Source organism: Fictibacillus sp. EA-CB0309 (assembly GCF_055814265.1).
The window spans coordinates 3,449,880-3,474,823 of sequence record NZ_CP169271.1 but is presented as its reverse complement, the minus strand read 5'-3'; the positions used below and the strand labels follow the sequence as shown (position 1 = coordinate 3,474,823).

The 24,944-nt window shown below is 41.9% G+C and carries 24 protein-coding genes and 4 pseudogenes; 22 read left to right on the top strand and 6 right to left on the bottom strand.

From position 1 onward, the window contains the following. Positions 1 to 43: 43 nt before the first annotated feature. The 4 genes from ACEWFH_RS19460 to paaX all read left to right on the top strand — a co-directional run bounded on the left by ACEWFH_RS19460 (position 44) and on the right by paaX (position 3,987). Positions 44 to 916, top strand: coding sequence for a 3-hydroxyacyl-CoA dehydrogenase (locus tag ACEWFH_RS19460; RefSeq protein ID WP_473725340.1), 873 nt, complete (start codon positions 44 to 46; stop codon positions 914 to 916). Then, positions 916 to 2,121 carry a thiolase family protein gene (locus ACEWFH_RS19455; protein ID WP_473725339.1) on the top strand — a complete coding sequence of 402 codons (1,206 nt, stop codon included), beginning with the start codon at positions 916 to 918 and terminating at the stop codon, positions 2,119 to 2,121. Before ACEWFH_RS19460 ends, ACEWFH_RS19455 begins: the two co-directional genes overlap by 1 nt. A 12-nt stretch (positions 2,122 to 2,133) precedes the next feature. After that, positions 2,134 to 2,910: an enoyl-CoA hydratase-related protein gene (locus ACEWFH_RS19450; RefSeq protein ID WP_394605034.1), complete on the top strand. Its 777-nt coding sequence runs from the start codon at positions 2,134 to 2,136 to the stop codon at positions 2,908 to 2,910. A gap of 189 nt (positions 2,911 to 3,099) precedes the next feature. After that, positions 3,100 to 3,987 carry a phenylacetic acid degradation operon negative regulatory protein PaaX gene (paaX, locus tag ACEWFH_RS19445; RefSeq protein ID WP_473725338.1) on the top strand — a complete coding sequence of 296 codons (888 nt, stop codon included), beginning with the start codon at positions 3,100 to 3,102 and terminating at the stop codon, positions 3,985 to 3,987. A 248-nt stretch (positions 3,988 to 4,235) separates the two neighbouring features. On the opposite strand, the pseudogene ACEWFH_RS19440 reads toward paaX, so the two are convergent. Further along, positions 4,236 to 4,750: pseudogene (locus tag ACEWFH_RS19440) on the bottom strand (gamma carbonic anhydrase family protein). Positions 4,751 to 4,817: 67 nt separating this feature from the next. Between ACEWFH_RS19440 and ACEWFH_RS19435 the strand changes: the two are divergent. The 5 genes from ACEWFH_RS19435 to ACEWFH_RS19415 all read left to right on the top strand — a co-directional run bounded on the left by ACEWFH_RS19435 (position 4,818) and on the right by ACEWFH_RS19415 (position 8,750). Beyond that, complete coding sequence (locus tag ACEWFH_RS19435; protein WP_473725337.1) at positions 4,818 to 5,768, top strand: NAD(P)H-dependent flavin oxidoreductase; 951 nt, start codon at positions 4,818 to 4,820, stop codon at positions 5,766 to 5,768. Between the two features lie 38 nt (positions 5,769 to 5,806). Beyond that, entirely contained in the window at positions 5,807 to 7,141 is a 1,335-nt protein-coding gene (locus ACEWFH_RS19430; protein WP_473725336.1) for a sodium-dependent transporter, read from the top strand. Between the two features lie 79 nt (positions 7,142 to 7,220). Then, complete coding sequence (locus ACEWFH_RS19425; RefSeq protein ID WP_473725335.1) at positions 7,221 to 7,409, top strand: hypothetical protein; 189 nt, start codon at positions 7,221 to 7,223, stop codon at positions 7,407 to 7,409. Positions 7,410 to 7,451: 42 nt separating this feature from the next. Then, on the top strand, positions 7,452 to 8,171 hold the full coding sequence (locus ACEWFH_RS19420; RefSeq protein WP_473725334.1) for an SDR family oxidoreductase: 720 nt from the start codon (positions 7,452 to 7,454) through the stop codon (positions 8,169 to 8,171). 156 nt (positions 8,172 to 8,327) lie between these two features. Continuing rightward, complete coding sequence (locus ACEWFH_RS19415; RefSeq protein WP_473725333.1) at positions 8,328 to 8,750, top strand: peroxiredoxin-like family protein; 423 nt, start codon at positions 8,328 to 8,330, stop codon at positions 8,748 to 8,750. A 77-nt stretch (positions 8,751 to 8,827) separates the two neighbouring features. Here ACEWFH_RS19415 and ACEWFH_RS19410 read toward each other — a convergent pair whose 3' ends face one another. Next, a complete protein-coding gene (locus ACEWFH_RS19410) occupies positions 8,828 to 9,235 on the bottom strand; it encodes an HIT family protein (RefSeq protein ID WP_473725332.1) in 408 nt (135 codons plus the stop codon). 155 nt (positions 9,236 to 9,390) lie between these two features. Between ACEWFH_RS19410 and ACEWFH_RS19405 the strand changes: the two genes are divergently transcribed. The 12 genes and pseudogenes from ACEWFH_RS19405 (at position 9,391) to ACEWFH_RS19350 (ending at position 20,566) form a co-directional block, all read left to right on the top strand. Next, positions 9,391 to 9,786: a thioesterase family protein gene (locus tag ACEWFH_RS19405; RefSeq protein WP_473725331.1), complete on the top strand. Its 396-nt coding sequence runs from the start codon at positions 9,391 to 9,393 to the stop codon at positions 9,784 to 9,786. 93 nt (positions 9,787 to 9,879) lie between these two features. Further along, complete coding sequence (locus ACEWFH_RS19400; protein ID WP_473725330.1) at positions 9,880 to 10,980, top strand: Leu/Phe/Val dehydrogenase; 1,101 nt, start codon at positions 9,880 to 9,882, stop codon at positions 10,978 to 10,980. Between the two features lie 16 nt (positions 10,981 to 10,996). After that, a pseudogene (pdhA, locus tag ACEWFH_RS19395) lies at positions 10,997 to 12,059 on the top strand (pyruvate dehydrogenase (acetyl-transferring) E1 component subunit alpha). After that, positions 12,059 to 13,054 (top strand): alpha-ketoacid dehydrogenase subunit beta, encoded by a 996-nt coding sequence (locus tag ACEWFH_RS19390; RefSeq protein ID WP_473725329.1) that lies wholly within the window; start codon positions 12,059 to 12,061, stop codon positions 13,052 to 13,054. Before pdhA ends, ACEWFH_RS19390 begins: the two are co-directional and overlap by 1 nt. A gap of 12 nt (positions 13,055 to 13,066) precedes the next feature. After that, positions 13,067 to 14,344: a dihydrolipoamide acetyltransferase family protein gene (locus ACEWFH_RS19385; protein WP_473725328.1), complete on the top strand. Its 1,278-nt coding sequence runs from the start codon at positions 13,067 to 13,069 to the stop codon at positions 14,342 to 14,344. Beyond that, positions 14,345 to 15,778, top strand: coding sequence for a dihydrolipoyl dehydrogenase (gene lpdA, locus ACEWFH_RS19380; protein ID WP_473725327.1), 1,434 nt, complete (start codon positions 14,345 to 14,347; stop codon positions 15,776 to 15,778). Between the two features lie 393 nt (positions 15,779 to 16,171). Next, a complete protein-coding gene (locus tag ACEWFH_RS19375; RefSeq protein WP_473725326.1) occupies positions 16,172 to 17,236 on the top strand; it encodes an undecaprenyldiphospho-muramoylpentapeptide beta-N-acetylglucosaminyltransferase in 1,065 nt (354 codons plus the stop codon). Between the two features lie 89 nt (positions 17,237 to 17,325). Continuing rightward, positions 17,326 to 18,047: pseudogene (locus ACEWFH_RS19370) on the top strand (AzlC family ABC transporter permease). Further along, positions 18,040 to 18,345: an AzlD domain-containing protein gene (locus tag ACEWFH_RS19365; RefSeq protein ID WP_473725325.1), complete on the top strand. Its 306-nt coding sequence runs from the start codon at positions 18,040 to 18,042 to the stop codon at positions 18,343 to 18,345. The pseudogene ACEWFH_RS19370 and the gene ACEWFH_RS19365 overlap by 8 nt, the downstream one beginning before the upstream one ends. A gap of 96 nt (positions 18,346 to 18,441) precedes the next feature. Next, a complete protein-coding gene (locus tag ACEWFH_RS19360; RefSeq protein WP_473725324.1) occupies positions 18,442 to 18,573 on the top strand; it encodes a hypothetical protein in 132 nt (43 codons plus the stop codon). 126 nt (positions 18,574 to 18,699) lie between these two features. Next, positions 18,700 to 19,559, top strand: a pseudogene (locus ACEWFH_RS19355) (Cof-type HAD-IIB family hydrolase). A 167-nt stretch (positions 19,560 to 19,726) separates the two neighbouring features. Beyond that, positions 19,727 to 20,566, top strand: a complete 840-nt coding sequence (locus ACEWFH_RS19350; protein WP_473727359.1) for a glycerophosphodiester phosphodiesterase — start codon at positions 19,727 to 19,729, stop codon at positions 20,564 to 20,566. 293 nt (positions 20,567 to 20,859) lie between these two features. On the opposite strand, the gene ACEWFH_RS19345 is transcribed toward ACEWFH_RS19350, so the two are convergent. The 4 genes from ACEWFH_RS19345 to ACEWFH_RS19330 all read right to left on the bottom strand — a co-directional run bounded on the left by ACEWFH_RS19345 (position 20,860) and on the right by ACEWFH_RS19330 (position 23,966). Then, positions 20,860 to 21,558, bottom strand: coding sequence for a YetF domain-containing protein (locus tag ACEWFH_RS19345; protein ID WP_473725323.1), 699 nt, complete (start codon positions 21,556 to 21,558; stop codon positions 20,860 to 20,862). Positions 21,559 to 21,652: 94 nt separating this feature from the next. Further along, positions 21,653 to 22,651, bottom strand: a complete 999-nt coding sequence (locus ACEWFH_RS19340) for a hypothetical protein (protein ID WP_473725322.1) — start codon at positions 22,649 to 22,651, stop codon at positions 21,653 to 21,655. Between the two features lie 42 nt (positions 22,652 to 22,693). After that, the gene (locus ACEWFH_RS19335; protein WP_473725321.1) at positions 22,694 to 23,578 is read right to left on the bottom strand and encodes an ABC transporter ATP-binding protein; all 885 of its coding nucleotides are present in this window, start codon (positions 23,576 to 23,578) and stop codon (positions 22,694 to 22,696) included. Continuing rightward, positions 23,562 to 23,966, bottom strand: a complete 405-nt coding sequence (locus ACEWFH_RS19330; RefSeq protein ID WP_473725320.1) for a GntR family transcriptional regulator — start codon at positions 23,964 to 23,966, stop codon at positions 23,562 to 23,564. The genes ACEWFH_RS19335 and ACEWFH_RS19330 overlap by 17 nt, the downstream gene beginning before the upstream one ends. 142 nt (positions 23,967 to 24,108) lie before the next feature. On the opposite strand from ACEWFH_RS19330, the gene ACEWFH_RS19325 reads away from it, so the two are divergent. After that, entirely contained in the window at positions 24,109 to 24,936 is an 828-nt protein-coding gene (locus ACEWFH_RS19325; RefSeq protein ID WP_473725319.1) for an HAD family hydrolase, read from the top strand. Positions 24,937 to 24,944 lie beyond the last annotated feature (8 nt).

The following is a 24,944-nucleotide window of genomic DNA, read 5'->3' as shown; positions in this document are numbered from 1 at the left end:
TTCAAAAACGTTAAACAGTTGTTTAAGAAAGGCAGGAGAGACCATGTTGCAAAATGCAGTAGTCATCGGATCTGGTGTTATGGGAAGAGGAATCGCCTATGTGAGCGCAGTTGGCGGTTTTGACGTTCAGCTTGTTGACGTAAAAGAAGATCAGCTGGAAAATGCAAAGAAAGAAATCGATTCTATTTTTTCAAAAGCGGTATCTCGAGGGAAGCTTTCGCAAAGTGATGCAGAAAGAGCGCAAGAAAGACTATCATACACTGCAAATCTATCAGCAGCTGTAAGCGGTGCTGATCTAGTGATCGAAGCTGTTCCTGAAAACATAGAGATCAAGCGTGCTGTTTTTGAAGAATTAGACCGTTCTGCGCCAGAGCATTGTGTGCTTGCCACAAACACGTCCACGATGAGCCCGACAGAGATCGGATCATTTACGAAGCGTCCTGAAAAAGTAATCGCGATGCATTTCTTTAATCCCGTTCACAGAATGCCTCTTGTTGAAATCGTACGCGGACATGAAACGAACGATGAGACAGTAGAACTAGCGAAGAAAGCTGCTGTAAAAATGGGGAAAGAAACGGTAACGGTGAATGAGTTCCCAGGGTTCGTAACGAGCCGTATCTCTGCAATGATCGGAAACGAAGCTTTCTACATGCTGCAAGAAGGTGTCGGTACACCTGAAGACATCGATAAAGCGATTAAGCTTGGATTGAACTTTCCGATGGGACCCTTTGAGCTTGGCGACTTAGTAGGATTAGATACACGCTTAAACAACCTGAACTATCTTCATAAAACGTTAGGTGAAAAATACCGCCCGGCACCGCTTTTAGTGAAGTATGTAAAAGCAGGAAGGCTTGGCCGCAAATCCGGTAAAGGGGTTTACGATTACACCACGGAAGGCAGCGGGGTGAAGAAGTAATGAAAGAAGTTGTTATTGTTGATGCTGTTCGAACACCGATCGGCCGTTATAAAGGTGCACTGAAAACTGTTCGTCCAGATGATCTTGGTGCAATCGTTATTTCTGCACTTGTTGAGAGAAATCCCGGAGTGCCTGTTCAAGAGATCGAAGAAGTCATCTTCGGTAACGCAAACGGTGCGGGTGAAGACAATCGCAACGTAGCTAGAATGTCTGCATTATTAGCTGGGCTTCCGGTCGAAGTAGGCGGAACAACGATCAACCGTCTATGCGGTTCTAGTATGGACGCTGTTATTTATGCTGCCCGCGCGATTTTAGCTGGTGAAGGAGACATCTTTATAGCGGGTGGAACGGAAAGCATGACGCGTGCACCGCTCGTCATGGGAAAACCAGAAGTAGAGTATCCTCGCGGTGATATGAAAATGTTTGATACTACGATTGGATGGCGCTTCGTAAATCCTCTCATGCATGAAAAATTCGGTACAGATTCTATGCCTGAAACAGCAGAAAACGTAGCGAAGAAGTATGAGATATCACGAGAACAACAAGACAAATTTGCTTATGACTCTCAGCAAAAAGCTAAAAAAGCGATTGAACAAAACCGATTTAAAGAAGAGATTGTTCCTGTAAGATTAGTAGATCGAAAAGGAAACGAAACTTTGATAACAGAAGATGAGCATCCGCGTCCAGAAACATCGCTTGAGAAACTTGGGACGCTTAAACCGTTGTTTAAGGACGGTAGTGTGACAGCAGGTAACGCGTCTGGTGTGAATGATGGAGCTTCAGCATTGCTATTGATGAGTCGTGAAAAAGCTGAAGAATTAGGATTGAAGCCATTAGCTCGCTATGTGTCGTCTGGAGTTGCAGGTCTCGACCCATCTATCATGGGTGTAGGTCCGATCGAAGCTTCACGTAAAGCATTAAAGCGTGCGGGACTCGCAGTGAGTGACCTGGACTTAATCGAACTGAATGAAGCTTTTGCGTCTCAATCGTTAGCTTGCATCAATGAAATGGGATTGGATTACAGTAAAGTAAACGTAAATGGCGGAGCGATCGCGTTTGGCCATCCGCTTGGCGCAAGCGGGGCACGCATTTTAACCACGCTTATTCACGAAATGAAAAAGCAAGGTTCACGATACGGACTTGCGACGATGTGTATCGGAGTAGGGCAGGGAATTGCTTCTGTTGTTGAAGCGATCCACGAATAGGAGGAGCTAAAAGTGAGTGCTATTTTATACGAAGTAAAAGACTTTGTTGCTTATGTGACATTAAATCGTCCTGAAGTATTGAACTGTTTTAACTACGCTACTTTAAAAGAGCTTGAAGAAGTAGTAGAAGACATTCATCATAACAGCGATGTTCGTGTAGTTATTTTTACAGGTGCAGGGGAAAAAGCGTTCAGTGCAGGTGCTGATCTAAAAGAAAGAAGAACGCTCACTGAATCAGAAGTTCGCCGAAACGTGCGTAAGATCCGCGATGTGTTTTCAGCTGTAGAAGCATTGCCGCAGCCGACAATCTGTGCGATCAACGGTCATGCGTTCGGTGGAGGGTTCGAGCTTGCACTTGCGTGTGACCTTCGTGTATCTGTAAGAGAAGCATCTATGGGTTTGACAGAACTTAGCTGGGCAATCATTCCTGGTGCTGGCGGAACACAGCGTCTGCCAAGGCTGATCGGTCAGGCAAAAGCGATGGAACTCATTTTAACAGCGAAAAAGATGATGGCAGAAGAAGCTTTTTCATACGGCATCTTAAACCAGGTTACGTCAAGAGAAGAACTGATGGCGGTTTGTGAAAACTATGCAGGACTGATCATGAAAAACGGACCTGTTGCTGTACAGCAAGCGAAGTATGCCATCAAACACGGAACGGAAGTAGATCTTCAAACAGGACTTGCGATTGAAGCAAAAGCGTATGAAGTGACGATTCCGACAAAAGACCGAATGGAAGCGCTCGTCGCTTTCGGTGAAAAAAGACCACCTGTATTTAAGGGAGAGTAACTTGTTTCTGTCTCTATTGTTCCACTATCATAGAGTATAACTTGTTTGCACGATGATTTTCGACGAGGGTACACGTTTAGGTCGATAGTATAAGCGCAACTAAGACTGATGTGAAAGACTTGATGTCAGCCAAGTTTTCTTTATGGTAGGATTGTACAGACAATAACAGGTACAAATGAGGGTATGAACATGCAGAATAGTTTAAACACACGCTCCATGATCTTTACGCTTTACGGAGATTATATCCGTCATTATGGGAGTGAAATATGGATCGGCAGCCTGATCCGTTTGTTAGAAGAGTTTGGCCACAACGAACAAGCGGTTAGAGCAGCTATCTCGAGAATGAACAAACAAGGCTGGATTGCAGCGAGAAAACAAGGGAATAAGAGTTATTATTATTTAACGGACCGTGGAAAAAAGAGAATGGATGAAGCGGCGAAAAGGATCTTTAACGCTCAGCAGGAACCGTGGAACGGAGAATGGATGATGTTCACGTATACGATTCCGGAAGAGAAAAGAAGCATTCGGGATGAACTTCGGAAAGAGCTTGTCTGGAGCGGCTTCGGTTTGCTTGCGAACAGTTTCTGGATCTCACCGCACCCATCATCTGACCAAATTCAGTCCATGATTGATAAATACGATATTAAAGACTACGTTCATTCATTTACAGCGGTCTACAACGGGCCAAATGAGAATGAAAAGCTCGTTTCAGAGTGCTGGGATCTGAACGATATCAACCAAAAGTACAATGAATTTATTGTCACGTATTCACAAAAATATGTGATTGATAAGAACAAGATCGAAAAAGGTGAGATGACTGACGGCGAATGTTTTGTGGAACGAACAAAACTTGTTCACGAGTATCGCAAGTTTCTTTTTATCGATCCAGGTTTGCCGCAGGAGCTTCTGCATGCTGAATGGCTAGGCGATCACGCTGCTTCGCTCTTCAGTGATTATTACCGTGCACTAGCAGGGCCAGCTAGCCGTTTCTTTGAAAGTATCTATTCAGACGGAAATGCGGTTAAAAAGAATACAAAATATGATGTGCTGAATCACCCGCTCATTCAGGAAAAGTAATTCTAAGATGAACAAAGCACTTTCGCGGGTAGTAAACGAAAGTGCTTTGTTGTTATCATTTTGGGTGCTTACGGATTGTTGAAAAATGGCTTCCTTGATTTGTTGATTGTAGTGGAAGGTGTGAGACTCCTGCGGGACAGGCGGGCAGGTGAGACACTTAAGAGTGAAACGTACGAATGTGGCTCACCGCCTGCCCCGCGGAAAGCGAAGCACCTGGAACGGAGATCAACTACTTTCAGGAGCTGAATTTATTTTTTAAGTTCAGCGGCAAACTGCTTTCCTTTTTCGTAATACGTGTCAATGGTTAGCTGGATGAGCTTCAGATCTTCATCGTTCAATTCACGGATAACTTTACCGGGTGAACCCATTACCATCACACGCGGCGGAATTTTTTACCTGGTGGAATAAGTGTGTTTGCACCGATAAAAGCTTGTTCACCGATTTCGACACCATCGAGGATGGTAGAACCCATGCCAACTAAAGCACCTTTTTTTATCGTACATCCGTGCAGGATCACGTTGTGCCCGATTGATACTTCATCTTCTAAGATAAGCGGGTATCCTTCGTACAAATGAAGGGTGCAGTTATCTTGAACATTCGTTTTTTTACCGATGGAAATGGGCCCTTCATCACCGCGAAGAACAGAGTTAAACCAGATGCTTGAACCTTCGCCAATCGTTACATCACCGATAACGTGGACGCCTGGAGCTATAAAAGCGCTTTCATGAACATCGGGCGTTTTACCATTAAATGTGTATTTCATAATGAGCCTCCCTAATTTCAGGTATATAGGTTCAGTATAACAAAGGTAGGAATGGGAGGTGGAGAATTTGAATCTCATCTGCGAAAAATTAAACATACAATATCCGATTATCCAAGGCGGTATGGGAAATGTTAGCAATGCAGAGCTAGCTTCAGCTATATCAAATGCTGGTGGATTAGGCACGATCGGCGCTGGCACGATGTTACCCCAAGAGGTAGAAAATTTGATTATTGCAACAAAGGGGATGACAGACAAGCCATTTGCTGTTAATGTACCTTTAACCGTTGCATCGAATGTAAAAGAAATCTTAAGACTTCTGATCAAACATAAAGTCGAGGTTGTTTCTCTTTCGGCAGGTAATCCGGCACCTTACATAGCAAAACTAAAGGAACATGGATTGAAAGTCATTTGCGTTGTTGCTTCTGTTTATCATGCGCAAAAAGCAGAGGCTGCAGGGGCAGATATACTTGTAGCTGAAGGCTATGAAGCAGCAGGTCTGAACTCTCCGTATGAGACAACAACGATGGTCCTGCTTCCTCAAGTTTCTCGAAGTGTGTCTATCCCAGTAATTGCTGCTGGTGGTATCGCGGACGGAAGCGGATTGGCTGCAGCCTTCGCGCTGGGGGCACAAGGCGTGCAGATGGGGACCCGTTTTATCGCCACAAAAGAAGCACCTTTTCACGATATTTACAAAACGTCGTTAGTTGAAGCTGATGATACAAAAACGTTAATCGTGGGGCGCTCTACTGGAAAGATCAGAAGAATTTATGATACACCTTATGCTCAAAAGCTGATCCAGCTTGAAAAAAATGGCGTCACACCTGAAGAGTTTTTAACACACACCTCAGAAGACCATCATATTTTAGGAGCTGTAAAAGGGGATATGGAGAACGGTTTTATTAATAGCGGTCAGATCGCAGGGGCAATTAAAGATGTACCGAGCGTGAAAGAACTGCTTGAAACCATGATGAAAGAAGCGGTAGAAACAGTTAGTTTGTTAAACAAACGTTTAATATGAGCTAGTTGTATTTGTAACAGGGGAGGTAGTATTCAATTATGAAACAGCAAGACCAGTGGACGTCGAAGTTAGCCTTTATTTTAGCTGCAGCAGGATCTGCAATCGGACTCGGAGCGATTTGGAAGTTCCCTTATGTAGCCGGTACAAGTGGTGGAGGAGCCTTTTTCCTTATCTTTTTATTGTTTACGTTTTTAGTTGGTTTCCCGCTTTTGATGGCTGAATTTGTAATCGGACGAGGTGCACAAAAAGAAGCGGTTTCCGCTTACCGGACGATCGCTCCAGGTTCTGCTTGGCCATGGTTAGGCAGAATGGGTGTAGCAACTGCATTTATCCTTTTATCATTTTACAGCGTAATTGGTGGATGGATCGTACTTTATCTTAGCAAAAGTTTTTCAAGTGACTTCTTTAACCATGATTTTGGTGCACTTTTTGGAGAGTCGATCTCAAGTCCTTGGCCTGTATTAATCTCTCAATTCGTCTTTATGATGATTACTATTTTTGTTGTAAGCCGCGGGATTAAGAACGGTATTGAAAAAGCGAACCAAATAATGATGCCAGCACTTTTTGTGTTGTTTGCCGTATTAATTATTCGTTCACTAACTCTAGATAACGCGATGGAAGGCGTTAAGTTCTTCTTGTACCCGGACTTCTCAAAAATCGGGGCGGACGACATTCTATTTGCATTAGGACAATCGTTCTTTTCACTTAGTGTCGGTATCTCCGTAATGGTTACGTACAGCTCGTACTTGAGTAAAAAAGAGAGCTTAACAAAATCTGCTACAACAATCGTACTACTAAACGTTTTGATTTCACTATTAGCTGGATTGGCGATCTTCCCAGGGGTGTTCTCATTAGGTCTAGAACCGACAGAAGGTCCTGGATTGTTGTTCGTTGTTCTTCCGGCTGTATTTGATCAGATCGTCTTTGGACAGTTTTTCTTTATTGTATTCTTAGCGTTGTTCTTGTTTGCAACGTTAACTTCAGCGTTCTCCATGCTAGAAATCATTGTGGCATCCATAACAAAAGGCGAGCTAACAAACCGTGCGAAATGGTCATGGATTATCGGTGTGCTTATCTTTGCAGCTGGAGTTCCATCAGCACTTTCGATGGGTGTATTGTCAGATGTAACACTTTTCGGTAAAACGATTTTCGATCTATTAGACTTCTTGGTTAGTAACATCTTGCTGCCGTTAGGAGCACTATTCATCGCATTATTCGTAGGTTACCGATATCCGAAAGAAATGCTGCTCGAAGAATTTAGAGCAGGTTCTTCTGTAACAAAAAGAGGTTTCGCATTATGGCTGATGCTGATTCGTTATATCGTTCCAGTCATCATCGTCATTGTATTCTTTAACACGCTAGGTTTGTTTTAATAGACTATTTTCTAAAATAATGTTGCTTTTGAAGCATTTTGTTCAATTCTCTTCTACGATAAGTTGATTGTAGTGCAAGGTGCGAGACTCCTGCGGGACAGGCGGGCAGGTGAGACACTTAAAAGTGAAACGTTCAAATGTGGCTCACCGCCTGCCCCGCGGAAAGCGAGTACCTGGAACGGAAATCAACTACTTCCAAGGGCAACAAGGTTTAACTAATAAGAAAGACGCAGACCAATTTGGTGCTGCGTCTTTTTCATGCTTATAATAAACTAGTAAAGTAACAAAGCCGTGAAAGGAAGGTTTTATCATGATTAAAGAAAAAATAGCAGTTGTAACAGGTGCGTCTCGCGGGTGTGGCAGAGCAATCGCAGAGAAACTAGGAAAGCTTGGTGCCAAGTTAACCGTAGTTGGTTCCTCAGACGATATTTTTAAAACAGCAGACGAATTAAGTGATAAAGGCTATGAAGTACTAGCTGTTAAAGCAGACGTAACGAAAGAGGAAGATGTAGCTGACCTGTTTAAACAAACGTTTGATAAATATGGACAAGTTGATATTTTAGTAAACAATGCAGGAGTTGGCCAGTTTAAGCTGGCAGAAGAACATTCTTTAGCTGACTTTAAACATATGTTTAACGTTAACGTTCAAGGTGTATTCTTATGTAGTACAGCGGTTGTTCCACACATGAAAGAAAGGAAAGAAGGCACGATCATCACGATCTCATCTGATGTTGGCCGCAGAACGATTGCGAATGGCTCTGTTTATACTGCGACAAAATATGCTGTTCAAGGATTTTCAGGTTCTCTTGCTCAAGAGCTTCGGGAATTTGGCGTTCGAGTTGGTACAGTGAATCCTGGTGCCATTGACACGTATTTTGCCGACTCCGAGCCTGGTCTTGATTTTAAAGAAGACTGGCTGAAAGTGGATGATATTGCAGAGGCTGTAGCCTACATGGCAAGCGCGCCAAAACACATGGTCGTTGATGAAATCATGCTTCACCCTCTTTCTCAGGAATATCCGAACGTTTAATACAAGGAGGCTATTTTGATGAATCTCAATCAAGAACTGGTATCGGTTAAAAGTTCAGAGTCTGTTGTCCTTCATGATTTGTTTGGAGATGATAAAACGTTCGTTGTGTTAGTCAGACACCTCGGCTGACCGTACTATCAGGAGTTCCTTGCGCAGTTGCGCAAGTCATATGAGGAATTTGATAGATTGTCGGTAAAAGTAGTAGTTGTTTCACCGGCCGATCGTGAGCAGATTCAAGAGTTCTTGGATGTACATGGTCATTTTCCGTTTAAAATTTACGGCGATCCTGAACTGAACGTGTACCATGAGATGGGGAACCACCACATGACGACAGTGAAAAGCATGCTGTCTGTAGGTGCGGATCTATTAAAAGGTGAAGTCAAAATAAGCGACATTGTGCCTAAAGATAAGAAGGAAAGAAAGCATTTCTTAAGTACTGTTAAAAATCAGGATGTGAACATTCAAGGAAGTTCATGGGTGTTTGATCGGAATAGAGAAATTTTGTGGAAACACATAGATGATTCTCCTGAAGATCATGCGAAAGTGGACGAAGTATTGGAGCAATTGCGGAAACGATAAGAATAAAGCTGATACGGCTTGTCCCACAAGTTTTTAGGGTCCGCTGTATCAGCTTTTTATGTAATATGGGAAGATGATTATACCTTACTCATTTTACTAGGCCTGCGGTTTGCCTCAGACTTGATCCACGACCGTATACCTCTACCAGAAAACGGCTCATCATCGAATCGAGGGATGATGTGAAAATGCGCATGCGGAATACTTTGGCCGCCGACTGGATTGACGTTCCAGCCCGTGCTGTAACCATCTGGCCTAAACTCCAAATCCAATAGCTTCTTCGCTTTCTGCATCAATTCGTATGTATCTGTCCACTCTTTTTCACTGAAATCAAATACAGTTTCTTTATGGGCTTTCGGAATAATTAATCCTGCGCCTTCTAAAATGTCCTGTGCTTTTGGACTTTGCAGAAAGTAGCAGCTATCATTCTCTAACACTATTTTTTGCTCAGGAAAACTCATCGGATTACAGAACAAACACTCATTCATTAGTATAAACACCTCCAACACCCATTTTTGCACATTTTTCATATTTCTTACAAATGGAACAATTCAGGCGATTCGTTGACCGACTATCACACAAAATGATATGATTACGTTAAGAAAACGTTATATAAATTAGATGAAAGATATGAGGTGTGTGCATGAAACCAGGCATGGAGGTAGGTCAAACAGCTACCATCACAGCTACCGTTACACCCGATATGTTTGCTCAATTTGAAGGGAAGCTGGTTCACCCGGCATATTCGACTGTCAGCATGGTTTACCATATGGAGTGGGCAGCTCGACAGATCATATTGCCATATCTTGAAGATCATGAAGAAGGAATCGGCGGGGGGATAGCGGCCAAACATATGGCACCGACTCCAGAAGGCGCTGAACTTACCGTTACAGCCACATTAAGAGAAGTAAACGGGAAAGCTGTCATCTGTGATGTAACCGTCTATAACGGAAAAGCGATTGCGGGTGAAGGTGAAGTTACGCAGTATATCTTACCAAGAGCGGCGATCGCACAAAAAATTGAAGAGATGAAAATATAATATTTTTTGCGTTCTAATGAAAGCGCTTACACTTTAAAGCAGCAAAGTAAAAAAGAAACAAAGTAAGAAGAGATATACTAGGGGGATTTTCGCATGTTTGAAAAAATATCACAGCACGAGCAAGTTGTTTTTTGTAACGATCCATCGACAGGTCTCAAGGCAATCATAGCCATACATAACACAACGCTAGGACCTGCTCTTGGCGGATGCAGAATGAGACCGTATGCGTCAGTTGATGAAGCACTCGAAGATGTTCTACGCCTTTCAAAAGGAATGACCTACAAGTGTGCAGGAGCCGACGTGGATTTTGGAGGCGGAAAATCAGTCATTATTGGAGATCCCACTTCTGATAAATCACCAGAGTTGTTCCGTGCTTTCGGTCAGTTTGTCGATTCGTTAAACGGCAGATTCTACACAGGAACGGACATGGGTACGACGCCTGATGATTTTGTTCATGCGTTAAAAGAAACAAACTGTATTGTCGGAGTTCCAGAAGCATATGGCGGAAGCGGTGACTCTTCTGTTCCAACGGCTCAAGGCGTCATCTATGGGCTTCAAGCAACAATCCAAACGCTTGAAGGCACGGACGAATTAGCAGGCAAAGCTTACTCCATTCAAGGGTTGGGAAAAGTAGGATTTAAAGTTGCAGAACAACTATTAGCAGCAGGCGCACAGATTTACGTAACCGACATTAACGAAAAAGCGTTAAAGCTTATTCAAGAGCGGGCAGAATTGCTGCCAGGTAATGTGGAAGTTGTAGAAGGAAGCGACATTTATGGAGTAGATGCAGATATCTTTATTCCATGCGCACTTGGCGGAATCATCAACGACGAGACGATTGACAAGTTAAAAGTAAAAGCAATTGTAGGAAGCGCAAACAATCAGCTTCTTGAAGACAAACACGGACTCTACCTCCAGCAGCAAGGCATTCTTTACGGACCAGACTATATTGTAAACGCAGGCGGCTTAATTCAGGTAGCTGATGAGCTGTATGGGCCAAACAAAGCCCGAGTCTTAACAAAAACGAGAGCGATTTATGACAGCTTGATCCAGATTTATAGTGAGAGCACGAAGAACCAGATTTCAACGATGGAAGCTGCAAACCTTTTCTGTGAAGAGAAGCTTGCTGCTCGAACAAAACGCAACAGCTTTTTTGCCCATAACAGAAGACCAAAATGGCAAGTTCGAAACTAAGGAGGGACTTTAATCCATGGAAAAGTTATTTCCGAAATTGCAGATCATTAATGAGAACGGCGAGTGGAATGATGAAACATACCGCGGTGAGATCACAGAGGAACTGACAAAAGAACTTTATACGAAGATGCTTCGTTCCAGACTTTTTGACCGCAAGGGGTAAACCTTCAGCGTCAAGGAAGGATTGGTACGTACGTTCCTTTTGAAGGACAGGAAGCTTCTCAGATCGGGAGCGCCATGGCGATGGGTGAGGGTGACTGGATGTTCCCGACCTATCGTGATCATGCGGCTACGATGACATTCGGACATTCACTAAAGACGCTTTTCCTTTATTGGAAAGGACGTCAAGAAGGGTGTATCCCCCAGAAGGAAAGAACATATTTCCTCCAGCCGTTCCGATTGCATCACAGCTTCTGCATGCAACGGGCGCAGCTTGGGCTGAAAAACTAAAAGGAACAGACCGCGCTTCCATCGTTTACTTTGGGGACGGTGCAACTTCTGAAGGAGATTTTCACGAAGGATTGAACTTTGCAAGCGTGTTTAATGCACCTGTTATCTTCTTTAACCAAAACAATGGATTCGCGATTTCGGTTCCGATTGAAAAGCAGATGAAAAGTAAAACGATCGCTCAAAAAGCGGTAGCTTATGAGATGGAAGGCGTTCGATTAGACGGAAATGATGTGTTTGCGGTCTACTTCCACACGCGTACAGCAGTTGAACGAGCAAGAAAAGGAGAAGGGCCAACATTAATTGAGGCAGTAACATGGCGTTACGGTGCTCATACAACGGCTGATGATCCTTCTAAATATAGAAACCAAGAAGAGTCAACAAGTAGACGCGAAACAACAGACCCTATTCTTAGACTAGAGCGTTTTATGAAAAATGAAAACATGTGGGATGAGAAATGGGCAGCAGATCTCCAAGAATCACTAACAGCTGAAATCGAAGCAGCGGTAAAAGAGATGGAAGAGGCACCAGCACCACATTATAACGATGTGTTTGATCATGTGTTTGCGGAAAATCCATGGCCGATTGAAAGCCAAAAAGAAGCATACGCTCATTCAAGAGGTGATCGCTAATGACAACGGCAGTTGATACGAAAAAATTAACGATGGTTCAAGCCGTAACAGACGGCATGAGAGTAATGATGAAAGAGCAGGAGAACGTGATTGTACTTGGTGAAGACGTTGGTCAGAACGGCGGCGTGTTCCGTGCAACGGATGGTCTTGTTGCTGAATTTGGTGAAAAGCGCGTCATTGATACACCGCTTGCCGAGTCTGGCATTATCGGCACATCTATCGGTCTTGCGATGAACGGCTTTAAACCAATCGCTGAAATGCAATTCCTTGGATTCATCTATCCAGCGTTTAACCAAATCATGACACACGCTTCGAGAATTCGTGCGAGAACGCTTGGGCATTTTACCGTGCCCATGGTAATTCGAGCGCCGTTTGGAGCAGGCGTGCGTGCACCTGAAATCCACTCAGATTCCGTAGAAGCTCTTTTTACTGGAATGCCTGGGATGAAAGTTGTTGTGCCGTCCAATCCATATGATGCAAAAGGCATGCTGATTTCAGCGATTGAAGATCCAGATCCCGTTTTATTCTTAGAGCCGATGCGCTGTTACAGAAGTACAAAGATGGATGTTCCTGATGGCAAGTACAATGTTCCACTTGGAAAAGCGGCTCGTCTTCAAGAAGGAGAAGACGTAACAATCTTTGCATACGGCGCTATGATGGATGTCGTCATGAAAGCAGCGAAGACGGCAGAAGAAAAAGGCATCAAGTGTGACGTAATTGATCTGCGTTCTCTTTATCCGCTTGATAAGGAAATGATAGCAGAGAGCGTTCAAAAAACCGGCCGTGCGGTAATCGTTCACGAAGCACCGGGAACGGGCGGACTTGGCGAAACGATCATGTCGCTTATCAACGATACATCGTTCCTTTATATGAAAGCACCTGTTGAGCGCGTAACAGGGTTCGATACACCAGTACCGATGTTTGCACTGGAAGATCACTATCTGCCGAGCGCAGAACGTGTTGTGCAGGCGATTGAAAAAGTAACGCAATTTTAGGAGGTGAGTTCAGTGGTAGAAGTTAAATTGCATGATATCGGTGAAGGTATGCATGAAGGAGAAGTCATTCACTTTTTTGTTAAAGCAGGTGATTCCGTAAAAATCGACCAGCCGCTAGTAGAAGTGCAAACGGATAAAGTGACGGCAGAACTTCCTTCACCTGCAGCCGGAACGATTAAGGACATCAAAGTAAAAGAAGGCGATGTGGTAACAGTCGGATCTGTTATCTTAACGATCGAAGCTGCTTCAACATCTACGGCACCATCTCAAAAAGCAGAAGACACGGTGGACGTTTCAGAACAGCCAGTCGTTGATAAAATCGTCAAAGCTCCAAGCAACACCACATTTGCAGGAGGCATCGCAACACTTAACAAACGTGTTCTTGCAGCTCCTTTCACAAGAAAAATTGCCCGTGAAAACGGTGTGGATATTGAACAGATCATCGGCACAGGACCTGGCGGACGTGTAACAGATCAGGACGTTTATAACTTTATCGATAAGGGCTCATCACCAAAAGCGGAAGAGAAAATAGAAACGGAAGCTCCTGAAAAAGTGAGTTCAACTCCATCATTTACAACACATAATGCGGAAGAGATTCCGTTTAAAGGTCGCAGAAAACAGATCGCAAAGAAAATGGTTCAGTCTCTTGCGACGATTCCACACGTTACCCATTTTGAAGAGATTGACGTGACGGCAGTTATGGATCTGAAGAAGCAGTTAAAAGCGATGGATCCTGATAACAAACGTGGTATGAACGTGTCAGTTGCTGCTTTCTTTGTAAAAGCGATTCAGATTGCACTAAAGGACTTCCCTATTTTTAACGCGAAACTGGACGAAGAGAAAGAAGTGATTCGTCTTGAGAAGAACGTGAACATCGGAATTGCTACCGATTCTGATGAAGGGTTGATTGTTCCTGTTATTTCTCACGTCGAGCAGCGTAATGTACGTGATATCGCAGTGGACATGAAAGACAAGATTACGCGTGCTAAGACAAACAAGTTGAAGGCTTCAGATATGACGGGTGGCACATTTACAATATCTAATGTTGGACCACTTGGCTCAATTGCTGCAACACCAATCATCAATCACCCAGAAGTGGCGCTTATGGCTTTTCATAAAACAAAGAAAACACCAGTCGTTGTTGGCAACGAAATCGTTATCCGCTCGATGATGAACGTATCCATGTCGTTCGATCACCGTGTGGCGGACGGAGCAACGGCTGTAATGTTTACGAATCGTGTAAAAGAACTCATCGAGAATCCATACTTCATGACACTGGAGCTGATATAAATGGTTGTAGGTGATTTTGCAACAAAACGACAGCTTGTTATTATCGGCGGCGGACCTGGCGGATATCATGCTGCGATCCGTGCGGCTCAGCTTGGAATGGAAGTCACGCTGATTGAAAAAGAGAAGCTAGGTGGCGTTTGCCTTCATAAAGGTTGTATTCCTTCTAAGAGTCTGACACAAACAGCGGCTAACTTTTCAACACTTCCTCAATTCAAGCTTATGGGTATTTCGGTTCCAGAGGTGAGTTTTGAGTATAACACGTTCACAAACTACTATTCTTCTGTTGTAGCTGGACTTCAAAAAGGAGTAGAAGCGCTGATTAAAGCGAACAAGATTGAGTATTTAACAGGTACGGCATCCTTTATGTCTAGTGAAAGAATTGGAATCGACTCTGGCCATCATTTTGAAATGTACGAATTCGAGCATGCTCTTATTGCTACAGGAAGTTCGCCGTTATTGCCAGTACAGGCAACTCTATCTAACCGAGTGATGACACCGCACACGTTGTGGGAGTTGAACGAGATTCCAGGAAGTCTTTTAATCTATGGTGAAGACTACTTCTCGTTAGAGGCAGCGATGGCATTTAAACAACTTGGAAGTGATGTCACTTTAGTTGTGCCGGCTGAAGGCTTTGGTTTAGACGCTAGCATCGAAAAAGAATTGCAGCGTGTATTGAAGAAAAACAGAATTAAAGTCTTTAAGAATCATATTTGGGATAGTGCAGAGGAAGCTGTTGATGCTGTTACCGTAACGTTGAAAAAAGACGGTGATGAAAAAGTGTCAGTGGAAGCTTCTCACGTATTGTATGCCGCTGGCTATTCGCCGAATGTGGAAGGACTTGGCCTTGAAGCGATCTCGTTAAAAAGAGACGAGAAAGGGTTTATAATCGTAAACGAACATAGCCAAAGTAGTGCAGGTAACATCTATGCAGCAGGTGACTGTACGATTGGGATGAAGTTAGCGTCAAAAGCGATTAAACAAGGAAAGACAGCAGCTGAACATATGACAGGATTGCACTCGGCGTTCAACTTAAGTTTGGTTCCTTATGTGGTGCATACGAATCCGCCGATTGCGTCAGTCGGGCTGACAGAAGAACAGGCTATTGCTGAAGGATACGAAGTGAAAACCGGACAGTTCTCCATGAGCGGCAACGGGTTTGCTTCTATTCTTGGTCAAAAAGAAGGTTTGTCCAAGATGGTAATGGATGCGAAGAGCGATGTTGTGCTTGGTATTCATATGATGGGAGCTGGCGCCGTCGAAATGATCCAAGCAGGAACGTACGCGCTGGAGATGGTTGCCCGTGAAGAGGATCTTGCTTATCCGGTTTATGCACACCCGGCTTTGAACGAGGCGTGGGTGGAAGCTGTTGAAAACGTGAGCGGGAAAGCAATCCATGTACCGCCAGCTCGTAAAAAAGAGAAAAGTTCTGTTTGATTGATGGGAAAAAACGGTCTTAAAGGCCGTTTTTTTTTGCTAGACTATGTTGAGTTGGGGGTATAAATGGCTCCGTAATTGTAGATAAATGTAAATTCATCATTATTTGAGTAAAATTCGTCAATATATGAGTTGAACTGGTGAAATTATAGCTTAAACTTGGCGAATTAAGTTCAGAAGTATTCTTAATCGTTATGTTAATACCCCACTCCGTATTAGTGGAGACAACTAATTAACTGCAATCCTGCTATTAATAAGGTACCTCTTTACGAATTTACACACAATTATCACTCACATGCCATTTTCTTTTTGGGCTACATATATTAAAATGGCGATAAGATAAAATCCGCTCTTAGCAAGCACGGCGGATATAAAAGAAGTGAGGAATGCTGTTTGAAGAAGTTAGTTTTAACGGGCGGTGGTTCTGCTGGACACGTAACCCCGCATCTAGCATTGATACCTAAATTAGAAAAAATGGGATGGGACCTGCATTATATCGGTTCTGTTGATGGAATAGAGAAAAGTTTGATTCAAGACGGCACGAACGTACCGTATTATGGGATTTCAAGCGGAAAACTGCGTCGCTATTTTGACTTAAAAAATATTAAAGATCCCTTTAAAGTTGCAGCAGGTGTTGCACAAGCTTATTTCAAGCTTGGCAAAATCAAGCCGGATGCTGTTTTCTCAAAAGGCGGTTTCGTAGCTGTTCCAGTGGTGATTGCGGCTTGGATGCGTAAGATTCCTGTGTACATTCATGAATCTGATATTACCCCAGGACTTGCTAATAAAATTTCGTCTAAGTTTGCTTCAAAGATTTTTGTGACGTTTGATGAAGCCAAAAAGCATTTTGCAGCTGGGCAAGCCATTGTAACAGGTTCACCTATTCGGGATGAGCTTTTACAAGGCTCTAAAGAAAGAGGACTATCTTTCTTAGGGTTTAGAAGCCACTTACCAGTATTAACGATCATGGGTGGAAGCTTAGGGGCGCGAAAAATTAATGAAGCGCTTCGTGAAGGACTTCCTGAACTGCTTCGTTCTTATCAAATCGTACACATTTGCGGAAAAGGGAATGTGGATGAAAGCTTGCAAAATACGGAAGGATACCGTCAGTTTGAGTATATTCAAAGTGAACTGCCAGATGTTGTTGCTGCGACAGACTTTGTGATCTCACGCGCTGGATCAAACAGTATCTTTGAATGGCTGACACTCAAGATTCCGATGCTGCTAATTCCGCTTTCAAGAGCGGCGAGCCGCGGAGACCAGATTCTTAACGCTCAATCTTTTGAAAAACAAGGCTATTGCCACGTTTTGTATGAAGAAGAACTAACGAAAGCAACACTGATCTCTTCACTAAAAGACTTGAAGGCCGATCAAGAGAATATGAAGCGAAACATGGAAAGCTTTAAAGCTTCTGATAGTGTGGATCTAATTCTTCGTACGATTACCGGCGAGAAGTAAAAATGAATTGTAGGGGTCTGTCCCGGGACAGACCCCTACAATTTAGACACAATTCATATCATACAAAGACGGAGATGAAAAAAGCGATGATGCCAAGCTCTGCTTTACACAGCGAACAAACACCTGGTCATTGGAAAAAGGGTATTCAAGCTGGATTGCCGATTGCGATCGGTTATATGCCTGTTGCGTTCACATTTGGTTTACTTGCTAAAGCTGCAGGCTTAAGTCTTTTTGAAACGGTAGGAATGAGTATTATTGTATTTGCTGGGGCCTCACAATACATCGCATTATCGATGATAGCTGCGGCGAGTGGTGCAGCAGAGCTGATTCTCACAACTTTTATCATGAATATCAGACATCTCCTGATGAGTGCTTCTCTTAAAGAAAGGGCGGAAGATGACCCCAAATGGTTAAAAGCGATATACGCTTTTTTCATTACGGATGAAACCTTTTCTGTTGCGGCAACTTCACCAGAGAAAAAGATAACAGGAAGCTACTTGCTTGGTCTTGGACTTGTTGCATACAGCTGCTGGGTTGTGTTTTCAGGTGTAGGTTATGTGATGGGGTCAGGACTGCCACAATCCCTGCAAAACAGTATGGGTATAGCACTTTATGCGATGTTTATTGCTCTACTCGTTCCGGCAGCTAAAAAAGCAGGAAGGTTATTGCTCTAGCTGCAAGTGCAGCGGTTTTAAACTGTTTTTTCTCATTGGTGCCAGCTTTAAGCGGTGGCTGGGGCATTATTTTATCAACGCTTATTGCGGCTGTTTCGATTGAGTTTTTCATGAAAGGGGATGAACAGAGTGAGTGATCAATTAATATGGGTATTTATCGGGATGGGAGTCGTAACGTATATTCCGAGAATGCTCCCGCTTATCCTCTTTCACACGAACCATCTTCATCCCAGAGTGCAAGGTATCTTAAAAAATGTACCATTTGCCATATTAGGTGCTCTAATTTTCCCCGGAGTATTAACGATTAATTCAGAATCGTATCTATATGGTTTGATTGGAGCAGCAGCTGCATTTATCGCAGCCTGGTTGAACTTGAATGTTATTCTCGTGGTGTTATCCTCCATCTTAGTTTTGTACGGTTATACGTTTTTGTAGTATATTGTCATAATTTACTTTGTAAATAATTCACCTTATGAATTGATTTGTGAAAAAGACGGGCGTATAATCACAATTAAAAGGAGGAGATACGAAATGCCTCATTTAATTCGATTTTTACTTATAGGAGTATTTTCCGTCTCAGCATTATCTGTTCTGTCTTTCCAAGCAGTTGAAATTTTTCATGCCGTCACGGATATGGTTCAATCATTTATTTATAAAGATTAATTTATTGTAAAATTGGAGAGCTATGTATAGCTCTTTTTTTGTTAATTGATAAGCTTCAAATAATGATTAGCACCCTTTCATTTAGGGGTAAACTTACTAATGGACTAAGCAATAAAGGATGATAAGATGAAATTAATCGCAATTGATATGGATGGAACTTTAGTAAATAGACAGTTAAAAGTCACAAAAGAAAACAGCAAAACGATTTCAAAAGCTGTAGAAGAAGGACATCATGTTGTGATTGCAACAGGAAGATCTTATGATGAAGCTAGACATGCACTAGAGGATGCTGAGCTTCATCTGCCGCTTATTTGTGTTAATGGAGCGGAGATCAGGTCTGCTGATTGGGATATCCTTTCTTCTATCCCTCTAACTTTTGAACAATATGAGGATATTAAAAAGATTTTGGATGAAGAAGATATTTATTTTGAGCTATACACGAGTAAAGGAACGTATACGGACAATCGTGAAAAAGCGTATGAAGTGATGAAAGATATCATCTTAACTTCTAATCCCGAAGCAACGGATGACGATGTTGAGAAAGCTGCCCTCCGCCGTTTCCGTCTGGGGCTAGTGAGTGTAGTGGGAGACTTTGAAAAACTGATGGACGAAAATGATCTAGAAGTATATAAATTTTTAGCATTCTCCAGCGACACAGCAAAACTTCAACGAGCATTTCAGCATTTAAAAGGTGTCAACGAGCTCGCTGTCAGTTCATCTGCGGACAATAACTTAGAAATTACAAACAGTGAAGCGCAAAAGGGGTAGCCCTAAAAAAATACGCTGAATTAAAAGGTATTCCTTTAGAGAATACGATGGCGATCGGCGATAACTTCAATGATGTTTCCATGCTCGAAATTGCAGGTTTTCCAGTAGCGATGGGAAATGCAGTTGATGAGGTTAAAGAAATGGCTGCATTCGTAACAAAAGAAAATGACGAGAGCGGAGTAGCGTTTGCCATACAAAAATTTTTAGAAAAGAAATAGACTTGCAAAAGCTGGTTCGAACATTACGAATCGGCTTTTTTTATATACAATATCTTTACAAGCGATTTACTCTCGTGTAAACGTGCTTTTATACTCCCTTGTTAAAGTGGCATAGTAGTTCACTTACAACAAAGGGAGAGTGCAATATCGTGAAAAAAGCATTTAAGATGGCAGTAGGAGCACTTGCTTTAAGTCTGACTTTCATAGGAGCTGATTTTACTGTGGCTGACGCGAAAGAGAAAGATAAAGAGATTCTTAATGTAGCACACCGAGGAGCTTCTGGCTATGCACCAGAACACACGATTACTTCTTATAAAATGGGAGAAAAAATGCATGGTGATTATATTGAAGTAGACCTTCAGATGACAAAAGATGGCGAATTGATTGCGATGCACGATGAAACCCTTGACCGTACAACAAATGGCACAGGGCAAGTAAAAGATTATACACTGAAAGAGATTAAACAATTGGATGCAGGCAGCTGGTTCAATGAAAAGTATCCTGAGAGAGCAAAAGCTGAGTACGAAGGGCTTCAAGTTCCAACGTTAGAAGAAGTGTTCCAAACGTTTGGAAAGAATGCGAACTATTATATCGAAACAAAGTCACCAGAAGTATATCCGGGTATGGAACAAAAACTCGTAGATGTCGTTAATGAGTATGGCATTAATAAAGATAAGCTTTTGGTACAATCGTTCAGCTCAGAAAGCTTACTAAAGATGAACCAGATTGATCCTTCTGTAAAATTAGTACAGCTTATGGAGTACACGTCTCCAGCCACATTAACAGATGAGGAAGTACAAACCATCAAACAATATGCGATGGGAATCGGACCGAACAGTGATATGATCGATCGAGCATATGTACAACAAGCGGTACAAAACGGACTTGAGATCCACCCATATACAGTAAATGAAAAAGAAGAAATGCAAAAGTTAATTGATTGGGGCGTAACAGGTATGTTCACAAACTTCCCAGATCTTCTGCATGAAGTGAAAAAAGGAAAGTAATAACGTAGAAAGCAGCCGACGATTTGTCAGCTGCTTTTTTGAGTTGCTATTTGTTTCAGCTTTTTCTTAAGGAATGTTGCTTTTTGATCGTTTTTATTTTCTTCTTTGACATGTTGATTGGAGTGCAAGGTGGGAGACTCCTGCGGGACAGGCGGGCAGGTGAGACACTTAAGAGTGAAACGTACGAATGTGGCTCACCGCTTGCCCCGCGGAAAGTGAGCACCTGGAACGGAAATCAACTACTTTCGTAAGCAACAAAGAATACGAAAACTGCCTTGCTTTTATAAAGTAATTTACGATTTAACAGAACCATCTTTTTTCACAAAAAACACTTCGCCGTCATCTTGGAGCTGAGCAAAAAATACTTCCTTCTCATCCTGAAAACCAGCGCTTCTGAGCTGGCTAGTAAACCATTCTTCAGAAAGATTGTATTCTTTAAAAGATTGATCTATTTTTTCTCCGTTCGAGATCAGCATGGCTGGCAGATATTGAGGAGCGTCTGGCGGAAGGTTTAAGTCTTCTTTTGTGACAGAGTCTTTGAGCGGCTTTTTCATAATGCTCAATTGGCCGTTGGGCTCCATGATGGCATATTCTACTTCTGTAAGGTCAAAGACTGAACTGATCCTGAGTAACATTAATAGATCATCCATCGACATCTGCAGCCGTTTAAGCTCTTTTTGCATAAGCTGTCCTTTTTTGATGAGGATGGTTGGCTGGCTCTTTGTCAGTTTTGTGAGCAATGGTGAGCGGCGGTTAAGAAATTCAATACCAAATACGGCTAACGCCCAAAAGGATAGAGATGCTAAACTTTCCCATACGGTGATCTCTTTGTGTACGACCATATCTCCGATGATGTTACCCATCGCAATTCCAGTTGCATAGTTAAAAAACGTCAGTTCACCGAGCTGTTTTTTGCCGAGCAGCCTCATGAGCAAGAGCAAAAAGGCAAAACCTAGAACCGTTCTGTAAATGGTTATTAAGATTCCTTCCAATGTCATCCCTCTTTTTAAACATGCTACTAACAGGATGCCCAAAGAAAAAAGAGGCAAACAAAAGAGAGCGGCCAGGATTAGCCGCTCTAAAACATTACTTACCAAATTGCATACGTATATGAATTAATTTTCTTAACATAAAGAAAGCCAGCACACCACCGATTGTTGCGGATAAGTAGTATCCTATAAGAGAAGGTGAATTGTAACCGCCAAAAATTTCTCCACCAAGCATCCCAAATGCTAAGGCAAAACATAGTACTACACCAAAAGTAAAGAACCTTCTTCCTTTTTCAAAAACAAGTAATCTGCCATTGTTTTCGTTTTTTGTTTTACTGAACAGCCATGTTCCTAAGACTGCAGTTATTATCGTGTAAGCGAAAGGAATAAGAAGCATAACGTAAGGAACTTTGTTCAATGACATAGAATCATCGGATGCGTCCACATAGTATGTGAAATCAATGATAGACATTGGAAGGGTTAAGCTCGTAATTAAATCCTTGAAAGCTTGTGTGCTTTCTAGATTATTAATATTGTATAGAGCTATCCCATGATATTCTAAAAAGGAAATAACTAACATTAGAAATCCAATCGGGAAAAATAGAAAGATCCCACTAAGTAATAATTGAGAGACAAGGTTGGCTGCGATCGTTCCTATAAAAAGGCTGAAAGTAAAAATAGCGATGGAAAAAGGTACTGCGATCAACATAAATTCTATAACAAATGTTGGGTCAACGATCTTTGATAATATCGTAAACTTTATAATTACCATACATAATAATAGGTTTAGAAGCAGACCAGATGTTATGTGAATCACGCCAAACATCCATTTTGATAGAAAGATATCTTTACGTTTAAATGGAAGTGAGAACGTTAGATCAGTGCAATGAGTAGTTCTCTCACTACCAATTAAAAGTGCTGCTAACCCTACGATTAAGAATAGAAATAGGACAATTTCAGCTCCTATAAATTGAAAGTTTAAATAATAATAATCAGGAGCATCTCGATATGGATTGCGTTCTTCCGTTAACATTCGTTGGGCTTTACCAAAAACGAATACGGTAAAAAGAGAAACAATGAAATGTACATGGCCCAAACCGCGGGACTTCCAAGTTTTTGATTTCTCAACCACAATGCTTTATGAAACATGTGATTCACCTCCAAGTGTTGAAATGAAAATGTCTTCAAGTGTCATAGGCAGCTCTTCTACGAATAACGGATTTTCCAGATTCAATTTATCAAGTGTTGCGTCAATGTTTCCATTAATCATCAAAGTATACACACGGCCGGTTTGATTAAGGATTTTGACGTTGTTTAAGTGAGCAATCTTTTCTGGCAGGGAGTGTTTGTAGACGACTTGAACTTTTCGGAACGATGATTTGGCGTCTTCGATGGATGTCGTAGATTCAATTCTTCCTTCTTTAATCATGATTAGCACATCTGCCATCTTTTCGACTTCTTCTAAATGATGGGTAGAAATCAACACGCATAATTGTCTCTCGCTTACTTCTTCTATAATGAATTGCAGAATGTTTCGTTTTACGATCGGGTCGAGTCCGTTTGTAGGTTCATCTAATATGATTAGATCGGCTTTCGTTGAAAAGGAAAGAATCATTAAGAAGAGTGCCTTCATGCCTTTCGAATACGTTCTTAGCTTCTTGTTCTTCGGAAGTTTGAATCGATCTAAAAGAGAGTAAAAATACATCACATCAAAATCTTCGTATATGGCATCATACAGCTTTACAATTTCCTTAACGCTATAACTTTTTAAAATTTCTGTTGAGTCTGGTACATACGTAATTTTTTGTTTGACCTGTGGCTCTTGATGGATATTGGTTTCGTTATATAATACTTCTCCTTGATCAGGATCTAAAATCCCAGCGATAACGCGAAGCAGCGTAGATTTCCCAACACCGTTTCGTCCTACAAGACCTGCTATGGTACCGGGTTCTAGCGTAATATTCACTGAATCTAAAACGATATTGCCCTCTATGGTTTTACTAACATTACTCACTCTCAGCATGGCTGCTTTTCCCTCCAAGCTCTTCTGAATATTTTTCAAGCCATTTTGCTAGCGTTTTATGATCGATGGCTAAATAGGAAGCGTCGATAATGAGCTGTTTAAGCTGTTGTTTAAGTTCCGTTATCTTCTGATCATCTGCTCTTGGTATGATTGAAGTAGATACGAACGTGCCTTTTCCACGCAAAGTTTCAATGATGCCTTGGCGCTCTAACTCTTGATAGGCTTTGCTCACTGTGTTCGGATTGATTAGCAATGTAGCAGATAGTTCTCTTACCGAAGGCAATTTATCTTCTGGCAACAAAATTCCCCTCAATATCAGTTCCTTGATTTGATGGACAACTTGTTCCCAGATGGGAGTATTGCTTCGGGGATCTAAATTTAAAATCATATTATCCCACCTTTATATACTATATGTGTATTACTGTGTATAGTACACTTATAACATACAAGATTAGTAAATTTCTGTCAATGTACTTTTCTTTACTTCTGGAGATGGGTAAAACTACAATAGCAAGGAGGAGGGATGTAACGTGAAACACATCATTGATGAAGCGAAGTTACTCATTTTCGATCTTGACGGAACTCTATATGAGGATACAGATCATTTTGATTATTACTGCCGTTTGCTGCAAAAAAGGGTACCAGATGAAAAGAAGCAAGCCTTTTGGGATACATATGAGAATATGAAAAGTGGTAATCATCCGGTTGCGATCGGAAAAGTTTATGATATTCAAAATGATGCAAGTGTCACGGTTGATCCCATGACGCTTCAAGTTACAAAAGTGACGTCATTTGACGGAAAAGAGTGGTCAGAGGATAAAGTGAAGAATGAGTTCTCTGGTGAACTTATATATGATTTTGAACGGTTGATCGCAATTGGAGATGGCTGGTGGCTTCCGTATGCGACAGCGATGCACTTCGGACTAAAGCAAGCTGATACGTGGGAATGCTACAATGCTACAAAAGAATATATGGTAACAGATCAGTTTCAACTGACGAAAACACCTGGCCTTAAAAAGGCATTAGAACGTTTGAGAAAAGAGAAAAAATTAGTACTTTTAACAAATAGTGAAAAAGAAGATGTTAAACGTTTATTAAAAGAGCTGGAGCTTGAGGGTATATTTCATAGTTTGTATACAGAAGGTGAAAAACCGCTTAAAACAAAAGATAAGATGCAAGCCATTTTAGAAGAATTCGGCATACAGCCTCATGAAGCCGTTTCGATTGGCGATAATTTTATAAACGAAATTGCACCAGCACTGCTCATGGGGTTAAAGGCCATTTATATTCAGCCAAACCGTATCGAAGTAGAGCATGACAACCTCCATATCGTTCCAACACTAACTAATGCTCTGTAAATTTTATG

Bases quoted from the DNA above. Each gene is read 5' to 3' on its own strand.
- ACEWFH_RS19460 (WP_473725340.1), top strand. From the start codon at position 44: ATGTTGCAAAATGCAGTAGTCATCGGATCTGGTGTTATGGGAAGAGGA.
- ACEWFH_RS19455 (WP_473725339.1), top strand. From the start codon at position 916: ATGAAAGAAGTTGTTATTGTTGATGCTGTTCGAACACCGATCGGCCGT.
- paaX (WP_473725338.1), top strand. From the start codon at position 3,100: ATGCAGAATAGTTTAAACACACGCTCCATGATCTTTACGCTTTACGGA.
- ACEWFH_RS19430 (WP_473725336.1), top strand. From the start codon at position 5,807: ATGAAACAGCAAGACCAGTGGACGTCGAAGTTAGCCTTTATTTTAGCT.
- ACEWFH_RS19420 (WP_473725334.1), top strand. From the start codon at position 7,452: ATGATTAAAGAAAAAATAGCAGTTGTAACAGGTGCGTCTCGCGGGTGT.
- ACEWFH_RS19410 (WP_473725332.1), bottom strand. From the start codon at position 9,235: ATGAATGAGTGTTTGTTCTGTAATCCGATGAGTTTTCCTGAGCAAAAA.
- ACEWFH_RS19405 (WP_473725331.1), top strand. From the start codon at position 9,391: ATGAAACCAGGCATGGAGGTAGGTCAAACAGCTACCATCACAGCTACC.
- ACEWFH_RS19400 (WP_473725330.1), top strand. From the start codon at position 9,880: ATGTTTGAAAAAATATCACAGCACGAGCAAGTTGTTTTTTGTAACGAT.
- ACEWFH_RS19390 (WP_473725329.1), top strand. From the start codon at position 12,059: ATGACAACGGCAGTTGATACGAAAAAATTAACGATGGTTCAAGCCGTA.
- lpdA (WP_473725327.1), top strand. From the start codon at position 14,345: ATGGTTGTAGGTGATTTTGCAACAAAACGACAGCTTGTTATTATCGGC.
- ACEWFH_RS19360 (WP_473725324.1), top strand. From the start codon at position 18,442: ATGCCTCATTTAATTCGATTTTTACTTATAGGAGTATTTTCCGTCTCA.
- ACEWFH_RS19350 (WP_473727359.1), top strand. From the start codon at position 19,727: ATGGCAGTAGGAGCACTTGCTTTAAGTCTGACTTTCATAGGAGCTGAT.
- ACEWFH_RS19335 (WP_473725321.1), bottom strand. From the start codon at position 23,578: ATGCTGAGAGTGAGTAATGTTAGTAAAACCATAGAGGGCAATATCGTT.
- ACEWFH_RS19330 (WP_473725320.1), bottom strand. From the start codon at position 23,966: ATGATTTTAAATTTAGATCCCCGAAGCAATACTCCCATCTGGGAACAA.